7 protein-coding genes are annotated in these 6,499 nt (G+C 56.2%); 3 read left to right on the top strand and 4 right to left on the bottom strand.

Annotated features, from left to right (window positions below; translation table 11 throughout):
• Positions 1 to 174 precede the first annotated feature (174 nt).
• Positions 175 to 1,152, top strand: a complete 978-nt coding sequence (locus VFO10_RS15385) for a hypothetical protein (RefSeq protein ID WP_325141678.1) — start codon at positions 175 to 177, stop codon at positions 1,150 to 1,152.
• A gap of 172 nt (positions 1,153 to 1,324) precedes the next feature.
• Positions 1,325 to 2,716 carry an oxygen-independent coproporphyrinogen III oxidase gene (gene hemN, locus VFO10_RS15390; RefSeq protein WP_325141680.1) on the top strand — a complete coding sequence of 464 codons (1,392 nt, stop codon included), beginning with the start codon at positions 1,325 to 1,327 and terminating at the stop codon, positions 2,714 to 2,716.
• Here the strand turns inward: hemN and VFO10_RS15395 are convergent.
• Together VFO10_RS15395 and VFO10_RS15400 are read right to left on the bottom strand one after the other, a co-directional pair.
• Complete coding sequence (locus VFO10_RS15395; RefSeq protein WP_325141682.1) at positions 2,702 to 3,373, bottom strand: DNA-3-methyladenine glycosylase; 672 nt, start codon at positions 3,371 to 3,373, stop codon at positions 2,702 to 2,704. The genes hemN and VFO10_RS15395 overlap by 15 nt on opposite strands.
• Before the next feature lie 19 nt (positions 3,374 to 3,392).
• Positions 3,393 to 4,343, bottom strand: a complete 951-nt coding sequence (locus tag VFO10_RS15400) for an SAM-dependent methyltransferase (RefSeq protein ID WP_325141684.1) — start codon at positions 4,341 to 4,343, stop codon at positions 3,393 to 3,395.
• A 215-nt stretch (positions 4,344 to 4,558) separates the two neighbouring features.
• On the opposite strand from VFO10_RS15400, the gene VFO10_RS15405 reads away from it, so the two are divergent.
• Positions 4,559 to 5,350, top strand: coding sequence for an RICIN domain-containing protein (locus VFO10_RS15405; RefSeq protein ID WP_325141686.1), 792 nt, complete (start codon positions 4,559 to 4,561; stop codon positions 5,348 to 5,350).
• A 2-nt stretch (positions 5,351 to 5,352) separates the two neighbouring features.
• On the opposite strand, the gene VFO10_RS15410 is transcribed toward VFO10_RS15405, so the two are convergent.
• A complete protein-coding gene (locus VFO10_RS15410; protein ID WP_325141688.1) occupies positions 5,353 to 6,198 on the bottom strand; it encodes a hypothetical protein in 846 nt (281 codons plus the stop codon).
• Positions 6,191 to 6,499: hypothetical protein (locus VFO10_RS15415; protein WP_325141689.1), on the bottom strand; the 309-nt coding region annotated here is incomplete at its 5' end. The genes VFO10_RS15415 and VFO10_RS15410, both read right to left, overlap by 8 nt.

Below are 6,499 nucleotides of genomic sequence, written 5' to 3' on the forward strand. Positions count from 1 at the left end.
TGACTCCTATGCTTAAGATCCTTCGCCGCCAAATATGTCTTGCTTTGGCCTGGGGCGCAATCACTCAAATCGAGCCCGGGCCTCGGCTGGTGGCCTCCTGGAAAAATTGCCCCAGGGAAGCGGCTGCGTTAGACTGAATTCTGTCGTTATTCAAAGGACTTCGGAGAATCTGACATGAAAGTCGCTTGGTGTCTGGGACAGGCCATGGCCGGCATTTTATTTTGGGGAGCCTGCGAACCTGTGGCTCAGGATTACGCGTCTTATCCGAGTCTGGACGTCTCGCCGCTGCCGGGAGCAGCTCTTCCTCCCGAGGGGCCTTTGCATGAAGCCGCAGTCCTTCTGGACGGTGGCCAGGCCAAGGACGCCGTGAAAATCCTGAGCGGCATGCAGCCGATCACGCTCTTGGAAAAAGCCTGGCAAAGGCTGCTGTTAGGCGAGGCTTATCTGGAGATCGGCGCCAAGGAAAAGGCGCTGCAGTATCTGCTCGCGAATTATGAAGAGCTGCGCGATGCGCGGCCAGCGCCGGAACCCGAGCGAAGTCTGGTCCTGGCGCGCAGTTTGAAAAAACTTGGGAGCTATTACCGGGACAAGGCGGATTACGAGAAAGCCTATGCGCTGCATCAGCTGCAGTGGCTTTATATGCGGCGCCTCGGAACGCCTTCCGATCGGTTCGAGGTTTTGCTCCATCTGGATGCGGATGCCGCGCTTTTGCGCAATTATTTTGCATCCGAACAATGGCTGCGCGAGGCTCTGCTTTTAGCGCAGGGCATGCCCGTGGGACAGGAGAAACAGCGGGCTCTGATCGTCGTCTGGGATCATGTCGCGCTCCGTTTGAGCGAGCTGGTCCGCTTTAGCGAAGCCGAGGCCGCTGCGCGTGAGAGTCGCCGGATCAGCCAGCTTTACGATGCCGCCACGGAGCGCAGGGAATTTCGTGAGATTCAAGCCGCGGCGCGGCAGGCGGATGTTCATCAATCGTGGGCTCGTTTCACAGAAGCCAAAAACCCCGCCGAGTCCAAACCTCTTTATGCGAAAGCGCAGGCCCTGGCTCGCGAAGCTCTTCTCCTTGCCGAGCAGCAGGGCATGGGTGAGCCGGGACGCGCGACGCTGGAGCAGGAGATGCGGCGGATCTGTGGTCAGGCCTGCCGGTCTTGATGAAGATCTTTTATCACAGGCAGGCCGATGTTATGCTCGTCTTGACGAGAGGCCTGTGTTATTTCCCACAATGGAGCGGAATATCGCCCTTAATATCCTGTTTTGAAAGAACTAAGTGGGTGGCCTGCTCCTTGCAAACTGAGCGGTACTGGATTACGGGGAAGGACCGACGATGCCAAAGAATCTATCACTGAATGAACGCCAAAAAGAAATCTATCTGAAATACTCCGGGCTCGCTTTGCCCCGTTATACGTCTTATCCCGCCATCACCGGCTGGAAGGATACTTCGACCATTCCTGCGATCAAAGAGCAGCTGGATGCCACTGCGCATAATCAGAAGGCATTCAGTCTTTATTTTCATGTTCCCTTCTGCCAACGACTTTGCTTTTACTGTGGCTGTTCGAAGGAAATCATGAATCCCGCCAGTGAAGCGACGCAGTCGGTCGTGCAGAAGTATCTGGAAGGTTTGGAGCGCGAGGTTGCGCAGATCGCCCATCACATAGATAGTTGCGTGATCGAGCAGCTGCATTTCGGAGGCGGCACTCCGAATTTTCTGACTGTGGATCAATGGCGACAGCTCTATGAAAACGTGCTGAGCCGATTTACGATCAGTGAAGATGCGGAATGGAGCGTTGAACTCGATCCGCGCTGGGTGACGGAAGAGGAGATCAAGTACCTGCACGAGATCGGCGTGAATCGTGTGAGCTTTGGCATCCAGGATTTTGAACCCAAGGTGCAAAAAGCCGTCAACCGGATTCAGCCCTATGAAAAAGTCGCTCAGGTGATGGAATGGGTCCGTGCTCAAGGCATTCCGTTCGTCAATTTTGATCTGATCTATGGTCTGCCTTTCCAGACGGAAGAGTCCATGCATCGGACTTTGGATCAGGTCATTCAGTTGGACCCTGATCGGATCGCGTTCTATCGTCTGGCCGTTCTGCCGGAAATGTTCAAGGCGCAGAAGAGTTTCATTGATAAGGATCTGCCAGAAGGTGCCGATTCGCTGGCTTTGAATCTTTTGGGCATCAATCGTTTCCTGGCGGCTGGCTATGAATTCATCGGCCTCGATCATTTCGCGAAGTCGAATGATCCCCTGGCGGTCGCGGCGCGCAAGGATCAGCTGCAGCGGAATTTTCAGGGTATGACGACCGGCGGGAACCTGCCGCTGCTTGGTTTTGGGCCATCGGCGATCAGTATGCTGGATGATGTCTATGTTCAGAACCCGAAGGGGATTGAACAATGGCTCGGCATGGTCGATGATCATGAGTACAAGCGGAAATCCCATATTCTGACCGAAGATGACAAGATCCGCCGCGAGGTGATCAACCAGATCTTCTGTCATGGAACGATCGACAAGGGTTATACGGAATCCTTCTACGACATCGAATTCGATCATTACTTCGCGAAAGAGCTTCAGGAGCTTAAGAGCCTCGCGCAGGAAGGTCTGGTGGTGATGGATACCTGGAACATTCGCCTGACCAACCCCTTGGGGCTGCTTCTGCGGCGGGTGGTGGCAGCCATGTTTGACGCCTATCAACCCTTCGGCCGCGGCTCACAGGTGGGGTGAGTACTGAAAGCGCCAGGGTCGATCCACATTCTTGGTGATGCCGACCCTGGGGCCTTTTTGAACTTTCGTAACGCGCTGCACCGCTGGTCCCAGCTGCAGCTCGGCTGATTCATCCGGATATATCCCATTCAAACTGAGATTGATGGCCATCGCCTGGGCGAGTTTTCCCGGGCCGTTGCAGAGTCCACGCAGGGGCTTGGGCTCGGGCCACTTCCTGAGTTCCCGCATGACATCGACGCCCCACAGAGGTTCGATGCTGCGGATCAGGACGGCTTCGCCGAGGCCTTCCGCGCCGCTGCTGATGTTCAGGCAGAAGTGGATGCCGTAGATCCGATAGACATAGAGCGTGCCTGGTTTTTGAAACATCGCGGCATTGCGGAGCGTTTGCCCGCGGAAGCTGTGGCTGGCTTCATCGTCTTCGGTATAGGCTTCGGTTTCGGTGATGATGCCGCCGACCCAGCTGTCGCCGATGCGGCGGATCAGGCTGCAGCCGAGAAGCGCGATGGCGAGTTTGGGGGCCGGTCGTTCGTAGAACGATGACGGCAGCGGTGATGATGACGGCAGCGGTGTGGATGACGGCAGCGGTGATGATGACGGCAGCGGTGTCGATGACGGCAGCGGTGTGGATGACGGCACGGGCGACGCCGGGACTTTCATACCGCGTGGACGTTTCCTGTCAGGCATGCGACGCGTGGCTTTCCCCCGCCTTCTTCAGCAGGACCTCCAGTTTCAACTGCGGCTCGCCGAGGGCGGACTTCAGCGACGCGTACTCCTGCTCGGCTGCCCGCAGATAATTGCCGCGACGCGTGGCCAGCATAAGCCTGTTCTTGGGCGTGTGCTCGCTCGCGACAAATTCCGTGGCCGTGACTTCATAACCGCGACTGCGCAGCAGAAGAGTGCGCAGCATATCCGTCATGTCCGCGGCGACCACCCGGCGAAAGTGAGGCGCGCGCATAACCGGAGTCAGCGGCAGGGTATCCGATAAAGGCTGATCCTTCCAAACCCGAGCCAGCTCCGCCTGGCAGCAGGGGGCCACGGCGATGACATCGGATTTCAAACGCAGAGCCTCAGCCAGCGCATAATCCGTGGCCGTATCACAGGCATGCAGCGCGACGAAGGCATGCGGTCTGAGGTTGGCTTCGATATGACCAAAGGCCTTATGAAATTCCGTGAGCCAGGAAAAGGTCTGCAGATCGGCGACAGCGAACTTTAAACTCTCCTGATAACCCAGCTGCACGGCGCGCGCATTCGCACGATCCACCATAGCCTGGCTGTGATCGACGCCGATCAGTTCAAGGGGATGCTTCAGGATATCGCGAAAGTACCAGGCGATCAGAAAACTCAGGTAGGCATTGCCGCAGCCCGCGTCCACGACCCGGACCTTGGGAAAACTCTTGGCCAGCGCTTTAAGCGAAGGCAGAAGCAGTTGGAGCATATGATTGATCTGGATAAACTTCCGGCTGGCGTCCGCAGACATGGACGCGTCCTTGTTCAGAAGGCCCAGCGCAAAAAGCAGCTCTCCGCCTTGCCAGGGAGTCAGTAAAAAGTTCTTTCCTGACAGGAACTTGGCGCGACGTTCGGGTGTCCAATAATCCTGCAGTCGTTTCTGAAAAGCGGCGGTTTCCATGCGATCCCCTTCGGTGAGCCTCGCTGTTTTAGCGGGGGGAATCGCCCTTGTCCAGGGGAAGGTGTGAAAAGGCTGAAAACTGTCCAGAAGCCTGACGGTTCGCGTCAAACGAAAGCCTGCCAAGGCTTGAATATTACTATTTAAAATGCCATAGTAATTATGGCACAGGACTTGGATTGCATACCTTAGGGTAAACAAACGAAAAGAGGCTAACCATGACTCGCGGCTTCAAATTAGAGTGGATTCTGAGCGCCTTGCTTTTCCTGGGAGCCTGTAAATCACGCAGTCCCATGGAAGATATCGCCGGTGATCAGGCGGCGACCGCGGATTCCTCGCGCGTCGACACCCTGGAAGTTTTGATCGAGGCCTTGAAAAATCAGCTCGAAACGAATCAGAAGATGTCGGAGTCAGAACGAGCCGACCTCGAGAAAAAATTAAGAGAAGCCGAAGCCGAAAAAGCGAAGGCCGAAATGGGTGCGCCTGCCAGTGGAACGCCAACGCCCTCGCCCAGTTCAAGCCCAACGCCGACGCCGACCCCCAAGCCGACAGCGACGCCGACGCCCACCGCGCCGAAGCTCGATGGTCCCTATAATATTTACTACATGGACTCGCAAAGAATGGACTGCATGCAGCCTTTCGATGCTGCGAATGTCGCAGACGGTTCCATCCTGCGCGGTTATCCCTGCAACAACAGCGAGACTCAGCAGCTGACTCTTGAGATTCGCGATAACGGCTATTTCCGTATCATTCACAAGATGACGAACAAGTGCGTGACCCTGGAAGGCAACACTGGCGCCGAAGGCACACCGCCCACCCTGCGTCCGTGCAAGGCCACGGCGGATGCGAGCGAGCAGTGGAAGTTCTTTGAGGCCGCTGCGGACGGCAGTCTATTTAAACTGCAGAGCCGCCTCTCGAACTTCTGTCTGAAGTTCGGGAACGACGGCACCTTGTTCCAGGGCAGCTGCGTGAATAACTATACGGAGTATCGCCTGAGAAAGTCCCAGTGAGATCAAACGTAGCTGGAGCGACGCTGAAAACGCCAGAGCTCCAGTCCCAAGACCATAAGCGCCAGAGTCAATTCAATCGTGATCAGACTCGGCTGCCAGGCCGGAATCCTGGGCATCAGTTCAGCTGGCCAGACCTCGGGAGGAAGCAGATTCAAATCCAGGGCTTTGCTCAGGCTGAATACAAGAGTCTGCAAAGCAAGGCCGGCGAAGAGCGAGATGCTGATCCACAGCGCAAGGCTGGAGCGCTTGATATGGGGCCACAGATCGTCGATCAATAAGGGGATGCCGAGGATGAGAAGGCTCATGCTGGTCCATCCCGCCCATTGATAGACAACGCTCATGTAGCTTGAACCATAGATGCTCGTCACGCTCTCGAAGGCCCAGATCAGGCAGGCCTTCGCTGTAGCCCAATCCATCGTCCCGGTCTGCATCCAAAGATCGGTCTGGCCCATCCCGCGAAAGAAATTCAGCATCATTCGATAAAAATTGAGCAGGAGTCCGAGCAGCGGCACCACGATCAAAGACGGCAGATGCCGCAGCAAGGCCACCTGCCAGCGGCTGAGCGGAAGACTCAGGAGGGTGGGCAGGCGGCTCTGTGATCCGCCCGAGGCTTCCACCGAAACGAGCAGCAGGATCACGGATGTGAAGAGAGCAAAGATCCAGCCCGAATATGCGGCGAAGGGATCATTGAAACTGACCACCGAATTTTCATGGATGGTGTGCACGGCCGAGGGCAGTGCGACATGAAAAAGCATGCGGTCGAGATAATGCAAAAGCGGAATGGTCAGGATCAGAAAGATGATGGGCTTTTTCAATTGTTTGATGTCGGCCAGGAAAAATTTAAGCATGACGGGCTTCCTCCAGTGTGTAATAGCAGATCTCATCCAGGGTCAAAGGATGGGATTCGATGTGAGATGCACCTTGATCTTTCAGCATGCGAAGGTCCTGGGCCGCTGCGCGCGAGATGAAACGCAGCACCTCGCCCTTCTGTTCCCAACGCAGACTATGGGCGGGAGCCTTCAAAGGGCTGGCCACGCGACATGAAATCTGCCGCCAGCTTTCCAAGAGACTATCCCTATCGACATCAGCCAGGATGCGGCCTGACTGCAGGAATACAAGGCGATCGGCGAGTTGCGCGACATCGTTCAT

Source organism: Oligoflexus sp., from assembly GCF_035712445.1.
In the GTDB taxonomy this organism is placed as follows: Bacteria; Bdellovibrionota_B; Oligoflexia; order Oligoflexales; family Oligoflexaceae; genus Oligoflexus.